This is a genomic window from Streptomyces lacaronensis (assembly GCF_047337785.1).
Classification (GTDB): Bacteria; Actinomycetota; Actinomycetes; order Streptomycetales; family Streptomycetaceae; genus Streptomyces; species Streptomyces lycopersici.
In genome coordinates this window covers 8,547,124-8,569,076 of the sequence record NZ_JBLHDK010000003.1, presented here as the reverse complement: position 1 = coordinate 8,569,076, position 21,953 = coordinate 8,547,124, and the positions used below count along the sequence as shown (strand labels likewise).

At 71.5% G+C, this 21,953-nt stretch carries 24 protein-coding genes; 11 read left to right on the top strand and 13 right to left on the bottom strand.

Annotated elements, in window-relative coordinates:
- The first annotated feature begins 82 nt into the window (after positions 1 to 82).
- The 4 genes from ACMTAK_RS36885 to ACMTAK_RS36870 all read left to right on the top strand — a co-directional run bounded on the left by ACMTAK_RS36885 (position 83) and on the right by ACMTAK_RS36870 (position 3,360).
- Entirely contained in the window at positions 83 to 964 is an 882-nt protein-coding gene (locus ACMTAK_RS36885; RefSeq protein WP_413100583.1) for a glycerophosphodiester phosphodiesterase, read from the top strand.
- An 89-nt stretch (positions 965 to 1,053) separates the two neighbouring features.
- A complete protein-coding gene (locus ACMTAK_RS36880) occupies positions 1,054 to 1,689 on the top strand; it encodes a methylated-DNA--[protein]-cysteine S-methyltransferase (RefSeq protein WP_413810175.1) in 636 nt (211 codons plus the stop codon).
- A gap of 324 nt (positions 1,690 to 2,013) precedes the next feature.
- On the top strand, positions 2,014 to 2,667 hold the full coding sequence (locus tag ACMTAK_RS36875; protein WP_413810174.1) for a DUF4360 domain-containing protein: 654 nt from the start codon (positions 2,014 to 2,016) through the stop codon (positions 2,665 to 2,667).
- A 30-nt stretch (positions 2,668 to 2,697) separates the two neighbouring features.
- A complete protein-coding gene (locus ACMTAK_RS36870) occupies positions 2,698 to 3,360 on the top strand; it encodes a DUF4360 domain-containing protein (RefSeq protein WP_044577138.1) in 663 nt (220 codons plus the stop codon).
- A 56-nt stretch (positions 3,361 to 3,416) separates the two neighbouring features.
- On the opposite strand, the gene ACMTAK_RS36865 is transcribed toward ACMTAK_RS36870, so the two are convergent.
- The gene (locus ACMTAK_RS36865) at positions 3,417 to 4,064 is read right to left on the bottom strand and encodes a nucleoside/nucleotide kinase family protein (protein WP_413810173.1); all 648 of its coding nucleotides are present in this window, start codon (positions 4,062 to 4,064) and stop codon (positions 3,417 to 3,419) included.
- Positions 4,065 to 4,165: 101 nt separating this feature from the next.
- Between ACMTAK_RS36865 and ACMTAK_RS36860 the strand changes: the two genes are divergently transcribed.
- Positions 4,166 to 4,708: a DUF1697 domain-containing protein gene (locus tag ACMTAK_RS36860; RefSeq protein WP_413810172.1), complete on the top strand. Its 543-nt coding sequence runs from the start codon at positions 4,166 to 4,168 to the stop codon at positions 4,706 to 4,708.
- A gap of 41 nt (positions 4,709 to 4,749) precedes the next feature.
- Here the strand turns inward: ACMTAK_RS36860 and ACMTAK_RS36855 are convergent, their stop codons facing one another.
- On the bottom strand, positions 4,750 to 5,220 hold the full coding sequence (locus ACMTAK_RS36855; protein WP_413810171.1) for a type II toxin-antitoxin system PemK/MazF family toxin: 471 nt from the start codon (positions 5,218 to 5,220) through the stop codon (positions 4,750 to 4,752).
- 70 nt (positions 5,221 to 5,290) lie between these two features.
- Here ACMTAK_RS36855 and ACMTAK_RS36850 point away from each other — a divergent pair, with 70 nt between their 5' ends.
- Complete coding sequence (locus ACMTAK_RS36850) at positions 5,291 to 6,514, top strand: FUSC family protein (RefSeq protein ID WP_413810170.1); 1,224 nt, start codon at positions 5,291 to 5,293, stop codon at positions 6,512 to 6,514.
- 34 nt (positions 6,515 to 6,548) lie between these two features.
- On the opposite strand, the gene ACMTAK_RS36845 is transcribed toward ACMTAK_RS36850, so the two are convergent.
- A complete protein-coding gene (locus ACMTAK_RS36845; RefSeq protein WP_413810169.1) occupies positions 6,549 to 7,757 on the bottom strand; it encodes an ADP-ribosylglycohydrolase family protein in 1,209 nt (402 codons plus the stop codon).
- A gap of 144 nt (positions 7,758 to 7,901) precedes the next feature.
- Between ACMTAK_RS36845 and ACMTAK_RS36840 the strand changes: the two genes are divergently transcribed.
- Together ACMTAK_RS36840 and ACMTAK_RS36835 are read left to right on the top strand one after the other, a co-directional pair.
- On the top strand, positions 7,902 to 8,207 hold the full coding sequence (locus ACMTAK_RS36840; protein ID WP_413810168.1) for a DUF6343 family protein: 306 nt from the start codon (positions 7,902 to 7,904) through the stop codon (positions 8,205 to 8,207).
- A gap of 280 nt (positions 8,208 to 8,487) precedes the next feature.
- A complete protein-coding gene (locus tag ACMTAK_RS36835; protein WP_413810167.1) occupies positions 8,488 to 8,694 on the top strand; it encodes a hypothetical protein in 207 nt (68 codons plus the stop codon).
- 91 nt (positions 8,695 to 8,785) lie between these two features.
- On the opposite strand, the gene ACMTAK_RS36830 is transcribed toward ACMTAK_RS36835, so the two are convergent.
- The 3 genes from ACMTAK_RS36830 to ACMTAK_RS36820 form a co-directional block, all read right to left on the bottom strand.
- Positions 8,786 to 9,166 (bottom strand): tetratricopeptide repeat protein, encoded by a 381-nt coding sequence (locus ACMTAK_RS36830; RefSeq protein WP_044577125.1) that lies wholly within the window; start codon positions 9,164 to 9,166, stop codon positions 8,786 to 8,788.
- A 234-nt stretch (positions 9,167 to 9,400) separates the two neighbouring features.
- Positions 9,401 to 10,009, bottom strand: coding sequence for a dephospho-CoA kinase (gene coaE / locus ACMTAK_RS36825; RefSeq protein WP_413810166.1), 609 nt, complete (start codon positions 10,007 to 10,009; stop codon positions 9,401 to 9,403).
- A 38-nt stretch (positions 10,010 to 10,047) separates the two neighbouring features.
- Entirely contained in the window at positions 10,048 to 10,992 is a 945-nt protein-coding gene (locus ACMTAK_RS36820) for a PAC2 family protein (RefSeq protein WP_413810165.1), read from the bottom strand.
- 313 nt (positions 10,993 to 11,305) lie between these two features.
- Here ACMTAK_RS36820 and ACMTAK_RS36815 point away from each other — a divergent pair, with 313 nt between their 5' ends.
- On the top strand, positions 11,306 to 11,767 hold the full coding sequence (locus tag ACMTAK_RS36815) for a right-handed parallel beta-helix repeat-containing protein (protein ID WP_413810164.1): 462 nt from the start codon (positions 11,306 to 11,308) through the stop codon (positions 11,765 to 11,767).
- Between the two features lie 62 nt (positions 11,768 to 11,829).
- Here ACMTAK_RS36815 and rpsA read toward each other — a convergent pair whose 3' ends face one another.
- Positions 11,830 to 13,338 carry a 30S ribosomal protein S1 gene (rpsA, locus tag ACMTAK_RS36810; RefSeq protein ID WP_020872175.1) on the bottom strand — a complete coding sequence of 503 codons (1,509 nt, stop codon included), beginning with the start codon at positions 13,336 to 13,338 and terminating at the stop codon, positions 11,830 to 11,832.
- Positions 13,339 to 13,705: 367 nt separating this feature from the next.
- On the opposite strand from rpsA, the gene ACMTAK_RS36805 reads away from it, so the two are divergent.
- Both ACMTAK_RS36805 and hrpB read left to right on the top strand, forming a co-directional pair.
- Positions 13,706 to 14,632, top strand: a complete 927-nt coding sequence (locus ACMTAK_RS36805) for a class I SAM-dependent methyltransferase (RefSeq protein ID WP_413810163.1) — start codon at positions 13,706 to 13,708, stop codon at positions 14,630 to 14,632.
- Positions 14,617 to 17,250, top strand: a complete 2,634-nt coding sequence (gene hrpB, locus ACMTAK_RS36800; RefSeq protein ID WP_413810162.1) for an ATP-dependent helicase HrpB — start codon at positions 14,617 to 14,619, stop codon at positions 17,248 to 17,250. The genes ACMTAK_RS36805 and hrpB overlap by 16 nt, the downstream gene beginning before the upstream one ends.
- Positions 17,251 to 17,452: 202 nt before the next feature.
- Here hrpB and ACMTAK_RS36795 read toward each other — a convergent pair whose 3' ends face one another.
- The 6 genes from ACMTAK_RS36795 to ACMTAK_RS36770 form a co-directional block, all read right to left on the bottom strand.
- Positions 17,453 to 17,830, bottom strand: a complete 378-nt coding sequence (locus ACMTAK_RS36795; protein WP_413810161.1) for a hypothetical protein — start codon at positions 17,828 to 17,830, stop codon at positions 17,453 to 17,455.
- On the bottom strand, positions 17,827 to 18,045 hold the full coding sequence (locus tag ACMTAK_RS36790; protein ID WP_020872172.1) for a hypothetical protein: 219 nt from the start codon (positions 18,043 to 18,045) through the stop codon (positions 17,827 to 17,829). The genes ACMTAK_RS36795 and ACMTAK_RS36790 overlap by 4 nt, the downstream gene beginning before the upstream one ends.
- Positions 18,046 to 18,192: 147 nt before the next feature.
- Positions 18,193 to 18,813, bottom strand: a complete 621-nt coding sequence (locus ACMTAK_RS36785; protein ID WP_413810160.1) for a hypothetical protein — start codon at positions 18,811 to 18,813, stop codon at positions 18,193 to 18,195.
- 2 nt (positions 18,814 to 18,815) lie between these two features.
- Positions 18,816 to 19,817: a PorA family protein gene (locus ACMTAK_RS36780; protein ID WP_413810159.1), complete on the bottom strand. Its 1,002-nt coding sequence runs from the start codon at positions 19,815 to 19,817 to the stop codon at positions 18,816 to 18,818.
- A gap of 16 nt (positions 19,818 to 19,833) precedes the next feature.
- A complete protein-coding gene (locus ACMTAK_RS36775; RefSeq protein ID WP_413810158.1) occupies positions 19,834 to 19,968 on the bottom strand; it encodes an SPW_0924 family protein in 135 nt (44 codons plus the stop codon).
- A gap of 171 nt (positions 19,969 to 20,139) precedes the next feature.
- A complete protein-coding gene (locus tag ACMTAK_RS36770) occupies positions 20,140 to 21,906 on the bottom strand; it encodes a lytic murein transglycosylase (RefSeq protein ID WP_413810157.1) in 1,767 nt (588 codons plus the stop codon).
- Positions 21,907 to 21,953 lie beyond the last annotated feature (47 nt).

Below are 21,953 nucleotides of genomic sequence, written 5' to 3'. Positions count from 1 at the left end.
CATCTATCCTCCACAGCCGCACATCTGGCAGCCTCTGCCCGTCCATGAGTCGGACGAGAACCACACGACGCGAGGAGTCCGTATGCAGATCCGCCCGGCCGCCGCGTTAACCGGCGCGCTCATCGGGATGTCCGCGCTCTTCCTCCCCACGGCCACGGCCCAGGCCACCGGCCGGACGACGCACCACCACACGGTCACCGTGGCCCATCGCGGTGCCTCCGCGTACGCCCCCGAGAACACCCTGGCCGCCGTCGACGCCGCCGACGACCTGGGCATCGACTGGGTGGAGAACGACGTCCAGCGCACCAGGGACGGCGAGCTGATCGTCATGCACGACACCACGCTGAGCCGGACCACCGACGTCGAGCAGGTCTTCCCGGACCGCGCGCCCTGGAAGATCTCCGACTTCACCCTCGACGAGATCGAGAAGCTGGACGCCGGAAGCTGGTTCGGCCCCGAGTTCCAGGGCGAGGGGGTGCCCACTCTGGAGGAGTACATGGACCGGGTTTCGGACAACCATCAGAAGCTCCTGCTGGAGCTCAAGGCTCCCGAGCTCTATCCGGGGATCGAGCGCCAGACGCTGCGGGAGCTGCGAAGAGAGGGCTGGCTGGACCACCGGCACAAGCGCCGGCTGATCGTCCAGAGTTTCAGCGCCGACTCCGTGCGGGCGGTCCACCGGCTGCGGCCGGACGTCAAGACCGGCTTCCTGGGCACCCCGGCCGTCGCCGACCTGCCGGAGTACGCCGAGTTCTCCGACCAGATCAACCCCAGCTACACGACCATCGACGCCGGCTATGTGTCCGCGGTGCGGTCGGTGGACGGGGCGCACGGCAAGCCGCTGGAGGTCTACACCTGGACCGTCAACGACGGCCCGACGGCGGTCTCGGTCGCGGCCATGGGCGTGAACGGCATCATCACCAACAAGCCCGATGTGATCCGGGACGCCCTCGACGACGCCTCGTGAGCCACGGTTCCCCCTGGCGAAGCGCCCTGCCGGCCGACCGGCGGGGCGCTGTCGGCGGCACTGTCGGTGGGGGGTTCTACGCTGAAGGCGTGACGATCGGAGAGCGGCAGACACAGCCGGACCCGCGGGAGCGCCCGGAGGGGCCGGACGCGCGCGCCTGGGCCTGGGCGGTCCTGGCCACGCCCATCGGCCCGCTGCTGCTCGCGGCCACCGACGAGGGGGTGGCCCGGGTGGTCTTCCACGCGGAGGAGAAGACGGCGGCCGAGGCCGTCGCCAGGCTGACGCGCCGCCTCGGCACCGAGCCCACCGCCGTGCCGCCCACGGCCCCCGGCACCGCGACCGCCCCGTCCGCACCTCGCTGCGCCGGGCATCTCGCCGAGGCGATACGGCAGTTGGAGAGCTATTTCGCCGGGGAGGCCAAGGCGTTCACTCTCTCCCTGGACTGGTCCCTGATCACCGGCTTCAACCGCCGGGTACTGCGCGAGCTGGCCGCCCATGTGCCCTATGGCACGGTCGTCGGCTATCAGAACCTCGCCGACCGGGTGGGTGAGCCGGGCGCGGCCCGCGCCGTCGGCATGGCCATGGGGAGCAATCCGCTGCCGGTCGTGGTGCCGTGCCACCGAGTGGTGGAGAGCGACGGCGGCATCGGCGGCTTCGGCGGCGGGCTGGAGACCAAGCGCATCCTGCTGGCACTGGAAGGCGTTCTTCCGCAACCGCTCTTCTGAATCGCCCTTCCCGGCCGGACGGAAATATCTTGTTCCGGAATTCCGCGGCCGTCTTGTGGTGCTTGTCTATCGCCCTTATCTTAAGAGCGCCCATCGCCCTGGCTTTCCGTCACCAGCCGGGCATGGGGCTCTCATTGCGTTCGGCCGTACGAACCGTACCGCGCGATAACGCTCTTCAGCTCTTCCCGCTCCACCGATCGCGCGTGCCACCCGCTCTGCCGGTACTTCCCGCACGCCCCGCACCCCCGCTCTTCCTCGCTCTTCCCGCTCATCGGAAATTCATCGCTCAACTACGTCCCCAACAAGTGATCGAATTGGAGAGCCATGTCCGGTGTTCTGCTCGCGGGCGGCGCGGCCGCGGCGCTATTCGCCTCGGTCCTTTCCACCCAGGGTGTTTCCTCGGCCCCTGATGGGCCGCCGGAAAAGATCCAGATAAGCGTCAAGACGGTGAACGGCTCGGGCTGTCCCAAGGGCACCACCGCCGTGGCCGTCGCCGCCGACAACTCGGCGTTCACCGTGACCTACAGCGACTATCTCGCCGAGGTCGGCCCCGGCGCGGACCCGACCGACATCCGTAAGAACTGCCAGCTCAGCCTGGGCGTGCATGTGCCGCAGGGGTTCACCTACGCCATCGCCCAGGTCGACTACCGGGGCTATGGCTACCTCGAAAAGGGCGCCAAGGGCACCGAGAAGGCGAGCTACTACTTCCAGGGCTCGGCGGACACCGCGTCACGGACCCATGACTTCGGCGGTCCGTACAACGACAACTGGCAGACCACCGACAGCACCGACTACAGCGCCCTGGTGTGGGCCCCCTGCGGCCAGGACCGCAACTTCAACGTCAACACCGAGCTGCGGGTCAACGCCGGCACCTCTCCCGCGGGCACCACCAGCTTCATGGCCATGGACTCGACGGACGGCGGGGTCAACACGGTTTACCACCTCGCCTGGAAGGAATGCCCTTCCGCCGTCCGGTAGCCCGGTAAATCCACCATCGAATGGAGAATCATGCCCGGTGTTCTCTACGCAGGCGGTGTGGTCGCGGCGTTATTCGCCTCGACGCTCACTTCGCAGGCATATGCACAACCCCCGTTCGACACCGTGCCGCCCGACAAGATCGTGATCACCGTCGCGACCGTCAATGGGTCGGGCTGCCCGGCGGGCACCGCGGCGATCGCCGTCTCCCCGGACAACACTGCCTTCACCGTGACCTACAGCGAGTATCTCGCGCAGGTGGGCAAGGGTTCCAAGCCGACGGACTTCAGAAAGAACTGCCAGCTGAGTCTCGTCACGCATGTGCCACAGGGCTTCTCCTACGCCATCGCCAGTGTCGACTACCGTGGTTTCGCCCATCTGGAAAAGGGCGCGTCCGCCACGCAGAAAGCCTCGTACTACTTCCAGGGGCAGTCGCAGACCTCGTCGAACACGCATAGCTACAACGGCGCCTACGACGACAACTGGCAGGCCACCGACGTATCCGATATCGCCACTGTGGTGTGGTCGCCCTGCGGTGAACTCCGCAACTTCAACATCAACACCGAGTTGCGGGTCAACGCCGGAACGTCCAACACCCAGGAAACGACCAGCTTCATCGCCATGGACTCGACGGACGGCGATGTGAGCACCACCTATCACTTCGCCTGGAAGGAATGCCCGCCGACCAAGAAGTGACCCCTGCGCGCAGACCCGGACCTGACCCCCTGCGCACCGCCTCGAAACGTACCCGGCTACGGCTCCGGGCGGTGCCAGGCCGGATGCCGGGGGTCGTCCATCCGCACCACCACATCCGCCGCCTCACCGGGCCCCACCTCGTCCTCGTAGCGCGCGAAGGCGGGCAGGGTCCAGCGGTCGCCCTCGTCGGTACGGCGGGCGAGGGCGGCCGGGGACAGCCGCAGATGCACCGAGAGGTCGAACGGGAACCAGTGCCCCAGCAGCAGCGCGCCGTGCAGCAACAGCACCCCGCCCGGCGCGAGTTCGGCGTACGGGCTGCGTGTGGCCCGGTCGGTCTCCGGATCCCACAGGTCGGGCAGCACCCGCCCGGTGCCGCCCGGCCCCGGTTCCAGCGGATCGAAGACCTCGCGCCACAGGGCGCCGGTGTCCAGCCAGCGGTCGTAGTACGCGTCGGGGTCCCGCTTCCCGTACTCGTAGCGCAGCGAGGCGGGCCGCCAGAACCCCGCCGCCGCGACCACCAGCGCCGGGCGGCCGAGGACGCGCAGCGCCTCGGCCAGATCCCGCGCCAGCTCGCCGGTGGGCGCCGCCGGGGCCCCGTCGACGGCCACTCTCAGCCAGGGGCTGCCGTCCGCCGCCGTCAGCCCGGCGATGCGGTCGGCGGTCGCGTCGGTCAGCCGTTCCCAGGTGATCGCTTCGAGCCGCACGCCCCCATCATGCCGTGGGCCCGAGGGCTGTGGGCTCCAGGGGCCGGAGGACAGAGGCCAGGGGCCAGAGCCAGGGGCTCCGGGAGGGGTACGCTCCGGCCATGGCATCTCAGATAGCGCTGCTCCGCGGCATCAATGTGGGCGGGAACAGGAAGTTCCCCATGGCGCGGCAGCGTGAGCTGATGGCCGAGCTGGGCTTCGAGGACGTCACCGTCCACCTCCAGACCGGCAATATCGTCTTCGCCGACCCCGGCACCCCGCCCGGGCAGACGGCCCGTACCCTCGAGGACCACTTCGCCGCCGGTCTCGGCTTTCCCGTGGACGTCATGGTCCGTACGCGCGACGAGCTGGCCGCGGCGATCGAGGCCAACCCCTATCCGGAGGCCGTGGCCGAGCCCAAGACCCTGCATGTGGTCTTCCTGGCGGCCGTGCCCGCGGACACGGCCGCTCTGGACGCGCTGGATCCGGCCGCCTACGCCCCGGACGCGTTCCGCCTCATCGGCCGCGAGATCTTCCTGTGCTGCCCGGACGGGGTCGGCCGCTCCAAGCTGGCGGGGAAGGTCACCAACGCCCGGCTGGGGGTGCCGACCACCGCCCGCAACTGGAACACGGTCACCAAGCTGCTGGCGCTGGCCGACGGCTGAGACGCTTCCTCGGCATCGGCCGGAGACGCGCCGAGCCGCGCTCAGCTCCAGCCGTACCGCTGCCGCAGCCGCATCACGACCAGGTCGAAGCGCGGCCGGTCGAGCGCGCACGCCTCGCGCCGCATTCCGTCCGGGTGCACCCTCAGTACCCGGTCCGCATCGACCCATGACTCCCGCCCGGCGCGGTCCCACGGCCCGGAGCCGATCGGCACCCACTCGCGGTCGCCGTCGTGCCGCTTGCTCGACAGCTGCACGGCGAGCAGCGTCCCGGCCCGCTCCCGCGCGACCACCAGCACCGGCCGGTCCTTGCCACGGCCGTCGTTCTCCTCGTACGGCACCCATGTCCAGACGATCTCGCCGGGGTCCGGGTCCCCGTCCGGATCGGGTGCGTAACTCGTCCGTACCCGCCCGACCTGGCGCGGATGAGCCTCGACGGTGGCGGCCGGGCCGGCGCTTCCGGGAAGCGCCGCGCCGTCCCCCGTCCCCTGCGTTCCGTTGAATGGGCTGATCACGCCCGACACGTTAACCCGTCCGCGAAACCCGATGACATGGCGGCCCCCTCGGCGTGGAAGGGGCATGTACGTGCCCGATGTTCTCGACCCACTGGCGGAGCTCGTCAAACGGCGCCATGACCCGGTCGTCGTCCAGACCGTGCGCTCCACGGCGGCCGCGACCATCGCCTACGTCGTCGCCCTCGAGCTCAGCAAGGAACCCGCCCCCCTCACCGCGCCGCTGACCGCCCTCCTCGTCGTCCAGGTCACCCTCTACGCGACCCTCACCAGAAGCCTCCGCAGGGTCGAGGCCGTGGTCGTGGGCGTCCTGATCGCCGTCGCCTTCAGCGTGCTGGTGGGGCTGACCTGGTGGAGTCTTTGCCTGATCATCCTTGCCGCCCAGACCGCCGGCTATCTCACACGCGTGGGCGACTGGGTCCAGGAGGTGGCGATCAGCGCCATGCTGGTCCTGGGAGTGGCACAGGTGACCACCTACGCCTGGGACCGGGTGCTGGAGACCCTCATCGGGGCCGGTGTCGGGATGGGCTTCAACTTCTTGCTCGCGCCTCCGGTGTGGGTCGAGACGGCCGGCAAGTCCATCGAGGATCTGGCCCGCCGGATGCGTCAGCTGCTGCTGCACATCGCCGAGGAGCTGGGCAGCCAGATGGCCGTCGACCGCGCCGCCGCCCGGCTCTACGAGGCCCGCCGCCTCGACCACGACATCTCCCAGGTCGACGCGGCGCTCCGGCAGGCGGAGGACAGTGTGCGGCTCAACCCCCGCGTCAAGGAGGGCCTCCTCTATCGCGTGGTGCTCCGCACCGGCCTGGACACGCTGGAGATCTGCACCGTCATCCTGCGCGTCATGTCCCGCACCCTGACCGACCTCGCCAGGGCGCGGACGGACGAACCCCTCTTCCCCCCGGACGTGGCTGATGCCCTTAAGGATCTCTTCATCCATCTCGCCGCCGCCGTCGAGAGCTTCGCCGTCCTGGTCACCACCCAGGTCAGCGCCAATGCCGAGGAGGCCGAAGCCCGCCTCTCCAGCGAGCTCGTCAAGGCCCACGCCAGCCGCGACCGGGGCGCCGACCTCCTGCTGCGCCGCGTCCAGGAGCACCCCCGCCAGTGGCAGCTGCACGGTGCCCTGCTCGCGGAGATCGACCGCGTCCTCGACGAACTCGACATGGAGCAGCGTTCCAAGCGGCTCATGGAGGAGCTCGACCGCAGCACCCGCGAGAAGCGCGAGCGCTTCCCCTTCCTCCACAAGCTCCAGCGCCGGTTCCGGCGCGGCCGCACGGACGGCCCCGGAGGGGTCTGAGTCCCGGGGGCGGTCTGAGCCGCCTGGGGGGCGGTCAGCTGAGCGGGTAACGGTCGCGGGGGAAGACCACGTCGTCGTAGGGCTCGTACAGCTCCACCGAACGGTGGAACTCGGAGGCGAAGTCGTCGGCGAGTTCGGCGATCGTGCCGCGGCCCTCGGTCAGGGACAGCCAGGACGGCGGGAGGCGGAGGTCGCCGTGGTGGGCGCCGAGGATGTTGCCGCAGATCGAGCCCGTCGAGTCGCTGTCGCCCGAGTGGTTGACGGAGAGCAGCAGGGCCGCCTGGACGGGGGTGCGCGGGGGTGCCGGGTCATAGCTGATCTTGCCGCCGGGGCCGTACAGGATCTGCTGGGCCGGGGTGCGGGCCAGAGCGCTGTAGACCGCGATGGCCAGCGCCTCCTCGGCGACCCAGCCGCCGCCGAGCGATTCGGCCTTCTCGGGGGTCGGATCGCCCTCAGCCGCCAGGTCGACCGCCTTACGGAGGGCGGCGGTGGTCTCCTCGTGGCCGGGGTAGCGGGCGAGGAGTTCCAGGGTGCGCAGGGTCGCGCCTTCCAGGGACTCGCCGTCGAGCAGGCAGGCGATCATGGCGGCCAGGGCACCGGCCGCGTAGTAGCCCGTCGGATGGCCATGGGTGATCTGGGCACAGCGGGCGGCGAGTTCGAAGCAGTCGCGGGGGTCAAGACCGGTGAGGCCGAACGGCGCCGAGCGCATCACGGTGCCGCAGCCCTTGGAGCCGGTGTTCACCGGGCCGGGGGTGCCGTCGAGGGGGGCTCGCGGGGCGGGGACGTGCTTCGCGGTGAGGCCGGAGAGGCAGGCGTTGCCGGGGGCACGGCGGGCGTACAGCCAGGGCTGGGTGCGCAGCCAGCCGGAGCGGACCAGGTCCCCGGTGCCCTCGGCGGGCGGCGGCCCGGGGTGGTTCTGGGTGTCCAGCCAGCGCAGATAGGCATGGCGGACGACGGCGGTCTCGGACCCTTCGAGGCCCTTGGACGAGGTTCTGGCGTGGGCCCGTATCAGGCCCTCGGCCGTGAAGAGTGTCATCTGGGTGTCATCGGTGACCCGGCCCACGACTCCGCTGCCGTCCGGGACGAGGGTGGTGACGCCCGCGGGGCCGTGGGTCTCGCGGATCGACCGCAGGGACAGGAACTCGATGGGATTGCCGAGGGCGTCGCCGATCGCACCGCCCAGCAGGCAGCCGCGGATGCGGGCCCGCTTGGCGGCCGTCTCGTCCCATGACTGGCGGATCACTGGCAGCTCCTCATCGTCCTGGTCCCATGCCGTCCCGTATGGATGCACACGACATGATCTCAGGTGTCGGTGGACGCCCCTCGGCGGTAGATTCGAGAGAGCGGAAAGCGTAAGGAACCAGCCGAAAACGGGAGATGCGGTGCCATGCCGATGCGGCTGATCCGAACGGGCGATGAGCCGATCCACGCGCGCAGTCCGCTGCGGATGCGGCTGGGGCTGGCCACGTGGGGGCTGCTCTGGACACTCGGCGGCGCGGTGGCCTTCGCGGTCGCGGGACGGCCGGGGTGGGCGGCGGCGTGCGGGGCACTCGCCGTCGTCACGCTGATCGACCTCGTCCTGGTCATCCGGCACATCCGGCAGGGGCCGCACTATCAGCCGGGCCGGGATGTGCCGCCGTACGCACCGATCGCCGAGCGCAGGCGGAGCCGCGGGCGGCGAAGGACTCCATAAGGGCGGCGGCGGACTCCGTAACGGCGGCGCCGCTCAACGGTGGGCACCGTAAGGGCGGCGGCGGACTCCGTAACGGCGGCGCCGCTCAACGGTGGGCACCGTAAGGGCGGCGCCGCTGAAGCGTGGGACACCGTAAGGGCGGCGCCGTCCTGGAGCACATGGGCACCGTAAGGCGGGCACGCCGCTCTGACGGTGACGGGATATCGACGGCGGGGAGCACCGCGTTCCGGGGGATACTGCCCAGTACCAGCTGAGTACCTGCCGCGACAGGGGGGCCGTCATGGGGGTGCTGGCGATCGGCATCGCGCTCTGTGCGCTCGGGCTGATGCTCTCCGGAAGCGGAGAGCCGTACGGGCGGCGGGAGACACGGCGGGGACGGGAGGCCGACCCGTACGACTTCGCCCGTCAGCGCGGAGTGGCGCTCGGCCTCGGCGGGGTGGTGCTGCTGGGCGCGGTGATCCTCGGCGGCTTCGCCCTCTGGCGCTGACCGGGGCACGGGCGCCCGCCGCGCAACGGCGCCTACGGCGGCACGCGGCGGTCGGGCCCCGGCGAGCGCCGCGGCTCAGCCCGCGCCCCGCCTATCCGTCCCGGCCGCCCTTCTCACCGAACCGGGCCGCCTCCACGAAGTCCGGGCGCGGATCGAGCGCCGCGGCCAGCCGGAAGTGGCGGGTGGCCTCGGCCGGGCGGTTGGCCCGCTCCAGGGTGCGGGCCAGGGCGAAGTGGGCGAAGGCGTTGTCCGGCTCACGCTCCAGGACGAGCTGGAACTCCAGCTCCGCCGAGCGCAGCTGGGCCGCGCCGAAGAACGCGCGCGCCCGGAGCAGCCGGGCCGCCGTGTTCTCGGGGTGGGCGCTGATGACCGAGTCGAGCAGCTTGACGGCGCCTCGTGGATCTCGGGCGGCGAGCAGGTGCTCGGCGGCGCGGAAGTCGATGACGTGGGTCTCGGGCGTGGGCTCGGGCACAGCCGTTTCCTTCCCCGGGTACGTACTCGGTGGTGAGGCGGTGGATGGAGTGAGGGGATGGGATGAACCGTCACGGATGATCGTTCGCTACGGGGTGCACAACAATCACCCCGCACGCCGCATTCCCCGCCACGGGCCGCCGCACGCTCCGCACCGCGCCCCGGCTCGGCCCTGGCCGTTCCGCGCACCGCGCCCCGGCTCGGGCCCGGCACGCACCGCGCACCGCGCCCCCGCTCAGCCCTCCCCGGTGGCCGCCCGCTGCACCAGGTCCGCCCAGGCCTTTCTGACCTGCGGCTCCAGCGCCTCGATCGGGCCATTGTTGTCGATCACGACATCGGCGATCGCCAGCCGTTCCGCGCGGGTGGCCTGTGCGGCCATCCGGGCTCGCGCCTCGTCCTCGGCCATGCCGCGCAGCCGTATCAGCCGGTCCAGCTGGGTCTCGGGCGTGGCATCCACGACCATGACCAGGTCGTAGAGCGGCGCCAGCTTGTTCTCGGCCAGGAGCGGAACATCATGGACGACCACGGCGTCGGGCGCGGCCGCCGCCTGGAGTTCGGCGGAGCGGTCCCGGACCAGCGGATGGATGATCGCGTTCAGCGCGCTCAGCCGCTCCGGGTCGCTGAAGACGATCCCGCCGAGCCTGGGCCGGTCCAGACGGCCGTCGGCGGTCAGCACCTCGGGGCCGAACTCGGCTACCACGGCGGCCAGTCCTGGCGTGCCCGGCTCGACCACCTCGCGAGCGATCAGATCCGAGTCGATCAGCACCGCCCCCAATGAGGTCAGGATTCGTGAGACCTCGCTCTTGCCCGCGCCGATTCCGCCCGTGAGCCCCAGGTTCAGCATGGGGCCCACGCTATACGGCGCGCCGGTGGGGTCATCGGTCAGGCTCCGCCGTCGCCCTCGCGCTCGGCGAGGAACCGTTCGAACTCCGCGCCCAGTTCATCCGCCGAGGGCAGCTCGGCCGGCTCCGCGACCAGATTGCCGCGGCTCTCGGCCCCGGCCACCGCGTCGTACTGGTGCTCCAGGCCCCGTACGAGCGCGACCAGCTCCTCGTCGCCCTCCGAGATCTGCCGCTCGATCTCCTCCTGCGTCCTCAGGGCCTCGTTGCGCAGGGCGTGCGTCGGCCCCGGCAGCACCAGACCGGTGGCCGCGGTGATGGCCTCCAGTGCGGTGAGCGCCGCGTCCGGATAGGCCGACCGGGCCAGATAGTGCGGCACATGCGCGGCCACGCCGAGCACATCGCGGCCCGCCTCGGCGAGCCGGTACTCGATCAGGGACTCGGCGCTGCCGGGCACTTGGGCCTCGTCGAAGTAGCCCCGGTGACCGGGCATCAGATCGGTGCGATTGCCGTGCGGGGTGATGCCGACCGGCCGGGTGTGCGGCACGCCCATCGGGATGCCGTGGAAGTTCACCGCGAGCCTGACGCCCAGCCGCTCGACCATCTGGCCCACGGCCGCCGCGAACCGCTCCCACTCCACATCCGGCTCCGGCCCGGTGAGCAGCAGGAACGGGGCCGCGGTCGCATCGCGCACCAGATGCAGCTCGATCTTCGGGGTCTCGTACGCCGTCCACCGGTCGCGCTGGAAGGTCAGCAGCGGGCGCCGGGCCCGGTAGTCGACCAGCCGGTCATGGTCGAAACGCGCGACCACCTTGCGCGGCAGACCGTCGAGCAGCCGCTCCACGATCTGGTCCCCGGTCTCGCCGGCGTCGATATAGCCGTCGAAGTGGTACAGCAGCACCAGCCCGGCCGAGTCCCGCGAGGCTATCGCGTCGACCTCCGCCAGCCCGCTCGGTTCCCATGTGTACAACTCCTGCGGATCATGCACTGTGACCGCTCCTCCTCGTGTTCGCTCGCAAGAACACCGAACGGGGGCGGGGGCATTCCCCGGGCGGGACCTTCGATGGCTGAGCGGCCCTGAAACCCGGATCTCCAAGCGGCCACTCGGGCGACGTTCCCAACGGCCCACCGGGGCGAGCGGAAGCGGCCCGATCTCGACGTCGGCGCACGTCGCGGGGTTGACGCGCATATGCGGCACGCCTATCTTCGCCAGCCGTCAGCGGTTCATCATGTCATCCGGCGTTCACTGTCCCGAACCCAGCGTGTTCACCTCTGGCCACGGCACAGGAAGGCAGCCTCCTATGCACTCCTCCGGCCGCACACCCACCCGATTACGCACCCTCCTCACCGCCGTCGTCACCGGACTGATCGCCACCGGCGGGCTGGTGGCGGCGGGCATGACCGGGCGGGAGGCCCCCGCCGCCACCGCCGTCCCGATCTCCGTCGATGACGCGGACGGGCTCAGGGCGGCCCTCGCCGGGGCCCGGCCCGGCGATACGATCCGGCTCGCCGACGGCAGGTACCACGGCAGCTTCGAGATCACCGCCTCCGGCACCTCCGGCTCGCGGATCACCCTCACCGGCTCCTCGAAGGCGGTCCTCACCGCCAACGGCGCCTATGGGCTGCGGCTGAACGGCGCCTCGTACTGGACCGTCAGGGGGATCACGGTCAACGGCGGCAAGGAGGGCATCAGGATCGACGGCGCCCGGGGCGTGACCGTGGACTCCGTTTCGGTCAGTGTCCGGCGCCATGGGCATGCGTAAGGCCCGCTCCCCAGGGGGAGCGGGCCTTACCTGCTCAGCTGGTGCCGACTAGCGGCGGCTGGTCAGCTCTGGCCACCGGCCAGCTTCTCGCGAAGCGCGGCCAGCGCCTCGTCCGAGGCCAGGGCGCCGGAGTTGTCGGCCGACTCCGAGGAGTACGAACCGCCACCGCCACCGGCCGCCTGCCCGCCCGGCGCCGGGGCGGCGCTGCCCGCCTCGGCAGCGGCCTGCTCGTCGGCCTCGCGGGACTTGATGACCTGCGCCTGGTGCTGCTCGAAGCGCTGCTGCGCCTCGGCGTACTGGCGCTCCCACTCCTCGCGCTGCTTCTCGTAGCCCTCCAGCCAGTCGTTGGCCTCGGGGTCGAAGCCCTCGGGGTAGATGTAGTTGCCCTGGTCGTCGTAGGACGCGGCCATGCCGTACAGGGTCGGGTCGAACTCGACCGCGGACGGGTCGGCACCGAAGGACTCGTTGGCCTGCTTCAGCGAGAGGCTGATGCGGCGGCGCTCGAGGTCGATGTCGATGACCTTGACGAAGATCTCGTCGTTGACCTGGACGACCTGCTCCGGGATCTCCACGTGGCGCTCGGCCAGCTCGGAGATGTGGACCAGGCCCTCGATGCCCTCGTCCACGCGGACGAACGCACCGAACGGCACGAGCTTGGTGACCTTACCCGGGACGACCTGACCGATCTGGTGGGTCCGGGCGAACTGCTGCCACGGGTCCTCTTGGGTCGCCTTGAGCGACAGGGAGACGCGCTCGCGGTCCATGTCGACGTCCAGGACCTCGACCGTGACCTCCTGGCCGACCTCGACGACCTCGGAGGGGTGGTCGATGTGCTTCCAGGACAGCTCCGAGACGTGGACGAGACCGTCGACGCCGCCCAGGTCCACGAACGCACCGAAGTTGACGATGGAGGAGACGACGCCGGAGCGCACCTGGCCCTTCTGGAGGGTGGTGAGGAAGGTCTGGCGGACCTCGCTCTGGGTCTGCTCCAGCCAGGCGCGGCGGGACAGGACCACGTTGTTGCGGTTCTTGTCGAGCTCGATGATCTTCGCCTCGAGCTCCTTGCCCACGTAGGGCTGCAGGTCGCGGACGCGGCGCATCTCCACCAGGGAGGCGGGGAGGAAGCCACGGAGGCCGATGTCGAGGATGAGACCACCCTTGACGACCTCGATGACGGTACCGGTGACGATCCCGTCCTCTTCCTTGATCTTCTCGATGGTGCCCCAGGCGCGCTCGTACTGGGCGCGCTTCTTCGAGAGGATCAGTCGGCCTTCCTTGTCCTCCTTCTGGAGGACAAGGGCCTCGATCTCGTCGCCGACGGCGACGACCTCATTGGGGTCGACGTCGTGCTTGATCGACAGTTCGCGAGAGGGGATGACGCCTTCGGTCTTGTAACCAATGTCGAGCAGGACCTCGTCCCGGTCGACCTTCACGATGACGCCGTCGACGATGTCGCCGTCGTTGAAGTACTTGATCGTCTCGTCGATCGCGGCGAGGAAGGCTTCCTCGGAACCGATGTCGTTTACCGCCACCTGCGGGGTGGTGCGGGTTGCCTCGGTGCTGCTCGTCATGTGGAAAAGGGCTCCGGTACGGACATGAAGTCGTAGGTACTGCTACGCCGAGGACCCTTATCACACTGCCGAAGCCGGACAGCCTTGGAGACGCCGAATCTTTCCGATTTCAGGTATCGAAAAACCCGAGCGCCTCGACAACCGAGGGGACATACAACAGATGCGAGTGCGGCCTGCTCCGTCCGAGGCGCACAGGCCCGCAGCGCAACTTGTAGCATACGGGGGCAGCCGGGCATGGTCAATGCACGAAGAGCACACGCGGGGAATAACGCCCCAAACCCGGCAAATTGCATGGTCCGTACTGCGACGCGGTTCTCACCGCGCCCCGCAGCCACAGGTCGATACAGAGAGTACGACGACGCGCGCGATGGTCCAAGAACACGAGCCCAGCACCCCTGGGGAGGCCGCCGAGCCGACGGCCACCCGCCGGACCGCCGACACGGCGGAGAGCAGCCGGGCCAACCGGGGGTGGTGGGACCGCAACGCGGACGAGTACCAGGAGGAGCACGGCGCCTTCCTGGGCGACGACCGGTTCATATGGGGCCCGGAGGGGCTGGACGAGGCGGAGGCCGGGCTGCTGGGCCCGGTGGAGGCACTCAAGGGGCGCGATGTGCTGGAGGTGGGCGCGGGCGCCGCGCAGTGCGCCCGCTGGCTGGCCGCGCGGGGGGCGCGGCCGGTGGCGCTGGACCTCTCGCTCCGGCAGCTGCGGCACGCACGGCGGATCGACGCGGAGGCGGCGGCCTCAGGGTCCTCCGGGACCTCCGAGCCCTCAGGGGGCTCCATGGTCTCCGGGGTCTCCGGGGCGTCCCGGTCCGGCGAGGCGGGCGGGGTCGCGCTGGTGCAGGCCGACGCCACCGCCCTGCCCTTCCGGGACGGCTCGTTCGACCTGGCGTGCTCGGCGTACGGGGCGGTGCCGTTCGTGGCCGAGCCGGTGCGGGTGATGCGCGAGGTGCGCCGGGTGCTGCGGCCGGGCGGGCGGTGGGTCTTCTCGGTGACGCATCCGATCCGCTGGGCGTTCCCCGACGAACCGGGGCCCGAGGGACTGTCCATCGCCGCCTCCTACTTCGACCGCACGCCCTATGTGGAGCAGGACGAGTCGGGCCGGGCCGTCTATGTGGAGCACCACCGGACGCTGGGCGACCGGGTGCGGGACGTGGTGGCCGGGGGTTTCCGGCTGGTCGACCTGGTCGAACCGGAGTGGCCCGCGTGGAACCACCAGGAGTGGGGCGGCTGGTCCCCCTTGCGGGGGAACCTCATCCCCGGCACGGCGATCTTCGTATGCGAGCGGGACTGAGGCGGGCGTTGACCAAACCCGCGGACGCGCGCGCCGAGGCCCTGGACCGCCTTCCCGTACGCGAAGCCGTGCCCGAGCTGCTGCGCGCGCTCGACGACCGCGGGGTCGCCGTGCTGTGCGCGCCCCCGGGGACCGGTAAGACGACGCTGGTGCCGCTGGTGCTCGCCGGGCTGGTGGGCGGCGGGCCGGTGCGGCGGGTGCTGGTGGCCGAGCCGCGGCGGATCGCGGCGCGGGCCGCCGCGCGGCGGATGGCGTGGCTGCTGGGCGAACGGCCGGGCGGCAGGGTCGGCTTCACCGTGCGCGGGGAGCGGCGGGCCGGGCCCGGGACCGTGGTCGAGGTGGTCACGACCGGGGTGCTGTTGCAGCGCCTGCAACGCGATCAGGAGCTGGCCGGCGTCGATGTGGTCGTGCTCGACGAATGCCATGAGCGCCATCTGGACGCGGACACGGCCGCCGCCTTCCTGCTGGACGTCCGGGCCGCCCTGCGCCCCGATCTGCGGCTGATCGCCGCGTCGGCGACCACGGACGCGGAGGGCTGGGCACGGCTGCTCGGCGACGGCGGGGATGGCGGCATCGGCGGGGATGCCGGGAATGGCGGGGCGGGCCCTGGGGAGCCCGCGCCGGTCGTCTCGGCACCGGGGGTCTCCCATCCGGTGGAGGTGGTGTGGGCGCCGCCCGAGCGCCCCGTAAGGCCGCCGCACGGGATGCGGGTGGACCCCGCCCTGCTGGACCACGTCTCGGCCGTGGTGCGGCGGGCGCTGCGCGAGCGGGAGGGCGATGTGCTGTGCTTCCTGCCGGGCGTCGGGGAGATCGCCCGGGTGGCCGGGAAGCTGGGCGGGCTCGCCGAAGCGGAGGTTCTCCAGGTGCACGGGCGGGCGCCCGCCGCCGTTCAGGAGGCGGTGCTCGCGGGCGCGGACGGCGGGCGACGGCGGGTGGTGCTGGCCACCTCGGTCGCCGAGTCGAGCCTGACCGTGCCGGGCGTACGGATCGTCGTGGACTGCGGGCTGGCACGGGAGCCCCGGATGGACCACGCACGCGGGCTGAGCGCGCTGACGACCGTAAGGGCGTCACGGGCCGCCGCCCGGCAGCGCGCGGGCCGTGCGGGGCGCGAGGCGCCCGGGGTGGTCTACCGCTGCTGGCCGGAGGCGGAGGACGCCCGGCTGCCGCGGTTCCCGTCCCCGGAGATCGCCGGTGCGGACCTTACGGCCTTCGCCCTCCAGACGGCGTGCTGGGGCGATCCGGACGCCTCTGGGCTGGCCCTGCTCGATCCGCCGCCCACCGGGGCGATGGCGGCCGCACGCGAGACGCTGACCGCGATCGGCGCCGTGGACGCCGTAGGACGGGCCACCGAACGCGGCACCCGGATGGCCCGCCTCGGCCTCCACCCCCGCCTGGCGCGGGCGCTCATCGACGGCGCGAAGGAGGTTGGCGCGCGCCGGGCGGCCGAGGTGGTGGCCTTGCTGAGCGAGGAACCCCCGAGGGAGTACGGCGACGACCTCGCCGCCGCCTGGCGCACCGCCCGCCACGGCGGCGACCCCTACGCCGCCCGCTGGCGCCAGGAGGCCCGGCGGCTCGAACACGCCCTGTCCGCCGCGGGGACCCCGGGCCCGGACGGCGGACAGGGCGGTGCCGGTCCGGGGCGCGGCGATGACGCCGTGGCGGGGCTGATGGCCGCGCTGGCGTTCCCGGAGCGGGTGGCCCGGCGGCGCGGCGAGCGGGCGTACCTCATGGCCGCCGGGACGGGCGCGGAGCTGGGCGACGGCTCGCGGCTGGGCGGGGCGCCGTGGCTCGCGGTGGCCGTGGCGGACCGGCCGGTGGCCTCCGCGTCGGCGCGGGTGCGGCTCGCGGCGGTGACCGACGAGGACACCGCCCGGGCGGCGGCCGCGGCGCTGGCCTCGGAGGGTGAGGAGGTGCGCTGGGCCGACGGGGACGTCCTGGCGCGCCGGGTGGTCCGGCTCGGCGCGATCGAGCTGGTCTCCCGGCCGCTGTCCGACCCCGATCCGGAACTGGTGCGCCGGGCGCTGCTGGAGGGGCTGCGCCGCGAGGGCACGGGGCTGCTGCGCTGGTCGGCACAGGCCACGGCGGTCCGGCAGCGGATGGCGTTCCTCCACCGTGAACTGGGCGGGGCCTGGCCGGACGTCTCCGACGAGGCGCTGCTGGACCGCCCGGACGACTGGCTCGGGACGGAGCTGGTACGGGCCCGCGGGCGCGCCGATCTGGGGCGGGTCGACGCCGGGCAGGCGCTGGCCCGGCTGATGCCATGGGCCACGGGCGAGGCCGCGCGGTTCGAGGAACTGGCGCCGGAGCGGATCGAGGTGCCGAGCGGCTCGCGGGTGCGGGTGGACTACGGCGCGGACCGGCCCGTGCTGGCGGTCAAGCTGCAGGAACTGTTCGGCTGGCAGGAGGCGCCCCGGATCGCGGGCGGCCGGGTGCCGCTGCTGATCCATCTGCTGTCCCCGGCGGGACGCCCGGCCGCGGTCACCGCCGATCTGGCGTCCTTCTGGAAGGACGGCTACCGCTCGGTCCGCGCCGAACTGCGTGGCCGGTACCCCAAGCACCCCTGGCCCGAGGACCCGACCACGGCAGAACCAACCCGCCGCACCAACACCCGCCGCTGAGCGATGCGCCCGGGAGGCCACGCGACCACGAGCGCCCAGTGGGCACCGGGGCGCGGTGGCCACGCGGCGCAGTGGGACGACGGAACGCCGTAGAACGCGTGGAGCGCTGGAGCGGTACGGCCAAGCGGGCCGCGCGGTGAGTCGTGGGGGACGCAGAAGGAAACCCGGGGCCCTGGGAGCCGGGCAGTGCGTCAGTCCGGTGTCAGTCGGCCCAGGCGCGTAGGCGGCGGGCGGTCTCGCCGAGGCGGAAGCCGCTGATCTCCCGTAAGTCGCGGACCAGTTTGACCATGGCGCCCGGCGGGGGCGCGATCGGCTCTCCGGACTCCTCCATGTACATCTGCGCGCAGGCCGCGCCGATCGTGGCGTTGTAGTCGGAGAACGGCTCGAGGATCAGTGAAGTGTGCAGAAAGGTCGCGGCGCGGGCGGCGGCCTCCTCGTAGTAGGGCTCGCCCGCGAACCGCTCGTAGCGGTGGCGCTCGGTCATGCAGTGCAGCGCGCCCCAGTCCCGGACCGGGGTGTTCACCGGGGAGACCTCGACCTGGACGTTCAGCACCCAACCGGCGTCGACGTACAGGATCACCGCATGCCGTGCGGGAACTCCCGCTCGAACTCGGCCTTGTAGGCCAGGGCGAACTTCACGGCGCCCTCGACGAAGCGCTGCTTCTGACGCCTGCGCACCACGTCCTCGGTCAGTATGTCGTGCGCCAGCCGCTTGATCGCGACGCCCTTCTCCCTCGCCTCGGCACGCAGCTCGGCCAGCTCCTGCTCGGTGAACTCAATCGTGATGCCAGGCATGAGCGGCATGCTAGCCACGCCCTCACCCTGATCACTACCGGCTTGGCCACCACGGGCGAACCGCGAGGACGGAAGTTGACGCGACGGCCGCACCGCTCAGCGCTCCGCCCGGTTCAGCGTTCGCGCCCGCTCAGCACTCGCGCCCGCTCAGCACTCCAGCCTCAGGGCGAACTGCTCCCCCGTCGGGAACGGCTCGTCCACAGGGTGCGGCCCGACCCATATGAGCGCCTGCTCGAAGGTCATGTACGAGCCGTTGTCGACGCACTGGCCGACCACCACCGCATTGCCGCCGCAGCGCCATGCCGCGTAGTTCCACGGGTGGTCGCCCTTCTCGTCCCGCACCACGGTTTCCGGCTGGCCGAGGCGCTCGCCGAAGGCGTCCACGGCGGCGCGCCACCGGCCGTCGAAGCCGGAGCGGTCGGCATCGCGGTCGAAGACCCAGCCGGGGTCGCCGGAGTGGTAGCCGGCGAGCCAGTCGACATTGCCGCTGAGCCCGTCGGCCTGCAACTCCGCGTCGAAGTCGTCCGGTTCGTAGTAGTAACAGAACGGGATCATGCATTCGGTGTCCGCGTCGTCCGGCCCGCCGAACCACTCCGGGAGGACATGGTGTCCGGTGTTGGTGGCGTACGAGGACGTACGGGAGCCGTCGGGCACCCAGCCGAAGCGCTTCGCGGCGGCCGCCGTGGCGCCCGGGGTCCATTCCAGGCGGGCCAAGTCGGCGATGTGGCCGATGAGTTCGGGGCCGGGGACGCAGCTGTTCACTGGCATGGTCATACGCTACGGCCCGCCACTGACAACGCGGCCGGCGCCGCCGGGGCGGACGGCGGCCGCGTGGCGCGGCCGCGCGCCTCCAGCAGCAGCGCGAGCGCGAGCAGGGCCAGCCCCAGGATCAGGAAGCCCCAAGGCAGATAGGTCGTGAGCAGCAGGACCAGCTGTCGCTGGGACTTGACCATGTCCACCGTGTGCCGGATGTAGTCCTCGCGCATCTTCACATGGCCGGAGAAGACGGTCACCCGGTCGCGGTCGCCCAGCAGCGTGCCGCCGCGCAGTTCCTCCTTGTGGATCTCCTGCCCGTTGACCGGTGCGCCGCTGGTGGGCTCGACCCAGAACATCCGCTTGGTGCTGTACCAGCGGGAGGTGCCGGCCTTGCGGACGGTCTCGGGGGTGACGCCGTCGACCGGCATGGTCTTGGGCAGCGGCACCTTGGTCCAGGGGATGGTCTGCTCGAAGTAGTAGACCTCCAGGCCGCGGAAGTTCCGGGTGCCCTTGTAGTGGATGGGGGCGGAGGTGCGGGTCTGTGCGTCGAAGTAGCGGTAGTCGCGCTTCTCGGTGAGGAACGGCCACTTGTACTCGATGCCGTCGCGGCGCACCGCGTCCCCGTCGACATGTTCGCCGCCCGCGTGCACCGGGTCCTGGGAGTGGGCGTCGAAGACATAGCGCTCGGGGATCTTGGAGACCATCTTGCCGTCGGGCCCGGCCACATACGACAGGGTGTCCCAGACGACGACATCGCGCCCGGTCGCCTTCCCGACCTTCTTCGCGGCGGGCACATTGCCGCGCAGGGTCTGCACGATGCTGACCTTGGGGACGGTGCGGGGCTGCATCGTGCCGTAGTCGAGCAGTGTGGCCGGGCTGGCCTCCATCACCGCCGTCTGGTACTCGCTGGGCGGGATCTTGGCCAGCCGGGGATAGGCATACCAGCGCAGCAGCGGCGCGAGGGCCGCGAAGAAGACGGCGAAGGCCAGCAGCACCAGGCTTGCTCTGCGGCGCATGGCGGATGTCCCTCCCTCAGGGGTGCTTGGGGACGGTGGTGAGCAGGGGTTCCGGGGAGGTCCCACCGCTGGGGGCGCCGATGGCCGTCACCGTGAAAACGATGGCGAGGGCGGCGGCGAGTCCGATCGCGGCGGCGGCGAGGGCACGCATACGGGGCCTCCTCGTGGTCGGTGCGAGGCGCTGCCTGACGCTTCGTCAGGGATGGGGCACCGTAGCAACGGGGGGCGCAGATGAGAACACGAAGGCGTGAATGCGTCACACCGCCCCTGGGCCCGGTGGGGGCTCAGGGGCGGTGCGGTGAACCGTATGAGGGGCGGTTGTCTACGCGGCGGGGGCCTGGGTGACCGTCAGCTCGATGTCCAGGACGGCGCCGCCCTCGGCGGTGAGGCGGAGCAGGAAGGTGCCCGCCTGGTCATCGGCGAGGATCTCCGGCAGGGTGAGCTGGCCGTGGGCGTTGGTCTTCAGGGCGGCCAGGGTGCGCACCGGCTTGCCCTTGTCGTCCAGGAAGTAGGGCCCCTTGTCGTTGGGCTTGGGGTCCTTCGCCGAGGTGATCATGGTGGCGGTCACCGGGACATCCGCCATGATCTTGCCCTTGTTGGTGGCCTTGACGGTGAGCGCGTCGGCGAAGGAGGCACCGGTCTGGGCCGTGAGCTTCTTGTCGTCGATCCGGGCCAGCGCGTCTGCCCGCGGCACGGGCCGGGCCTTGACGGTGGCGGTGAACTCGACCGGTGCGGCCTCGCGCCCCACGGCGGTGGCGCGCACGGTGAAGGTGCCGGTCTTCTCGCCCGCGAGCAGCTTGGGCGCGATGGCGGTGCCATCGGCGGCGGTCAGCACGGTGGCGGACTTGACCAGGCCGAGGAAGCGCGTGTCGGTGTCGCCGAGGATCTCGTACCGCACCCGGGCGCCGGCCACCGGCTTGCCCGCGGTGTCCACGGCCTTGACGCGCGGCGACCGGTCGAACCCGGTGCCCGCGATGGTGGACAGCTCCTTCGCGCCGACGGTGGTGAGTTTGCTGGTGCCGCTCGGGGTGGACGGCGGAGTGGTGGGGGGCTTCGGGGTCGGGGTCCCGGTGCCGGGGGTGCCCCCGTTCCCGTCGGCCGGCGGGGTCGGGGGGGTGGTGTCGGGCTCGTCGTTGGGCTTGGGCAGGGTGTGGGCTTCGTTCTCCTCGCCCTTCCCGGTGTCCTTGCCGCCGCCCTTCCCCGGATTCCTGCCCGAGTCCTTGCCCTTGTCGCCCGGGCCGGAGCCGGAGTCCTTCCCCGAGGGGATCGCACCGGTGCCGTCGGGGACCTCATGGGTGCCGCGCTTGTAGTACTCGAACCACGACAGGACGGTGTTCAGGTATTCCCGCGAGTGGTTGTAGCCGAGGATCGCGCGGTCCAGGTCGGCCTTGACGGACAGATCGCGGCCGTCCGCGCAGAGGTAGCCGCCCGCGGCGAGGGCGGCGTCATAGACGTTGTTGGGGTCCTTCTCGCCGTCACCATTGCCGTCCCGGCCCCAGCTGGCCCAGGTGGATGGGATGAACTGCATGGGGCCGACCGCCCGGTCATGCGTACTGTCGCCGTCGTAGGCACCGCCGTCGGTGTCCTTGATCAGGGCGAAGCCGTCGCCGTTGAGGACCGGGCCGAGGATGGGCGAGACGGTGGTGCCGTTCGCGTCCACATTGCCGCCGCCGGCCTGGCCGGACTCGACCTTGCCGATCGCGGCGAGCAGCTCCCAGGGCAGATTGCAGCCGGGGTTGGACTCCCTCAGGGTCGCTTCCGCCTTCTTGTAGGCGGCCAGGACGCTCGCGGGTATCCCCGCCTCGGGCTTGATGCTGCTGCCCCCGGGGAGCCCGGGCAGATCGATCGAGGAGCCCGGCTTGTCGGGGGTGACCAGAGGTGGCAGATCGGTGTGGTACGAGGAACCACCGTCGATGGGCGTGTCGTCCGGCGCCGGTGCCTCCCCCGCCCGCTGCTCCCGGTCCCGGTCGCCACGGTCGGAATTGGCGAATCCCGGCGCCTGGGACGCGGTGAGGGCGGCCATCGCGGCCGCCGCCACCGCTGTCGTGGCCGCCCCCTTGCGCAGTCGTCGGCCGATTAGCGGTGCCATCCGTGTGTCCCTCCCGTCGAACACGATGCGCTCCCCCGGCGCGTCAA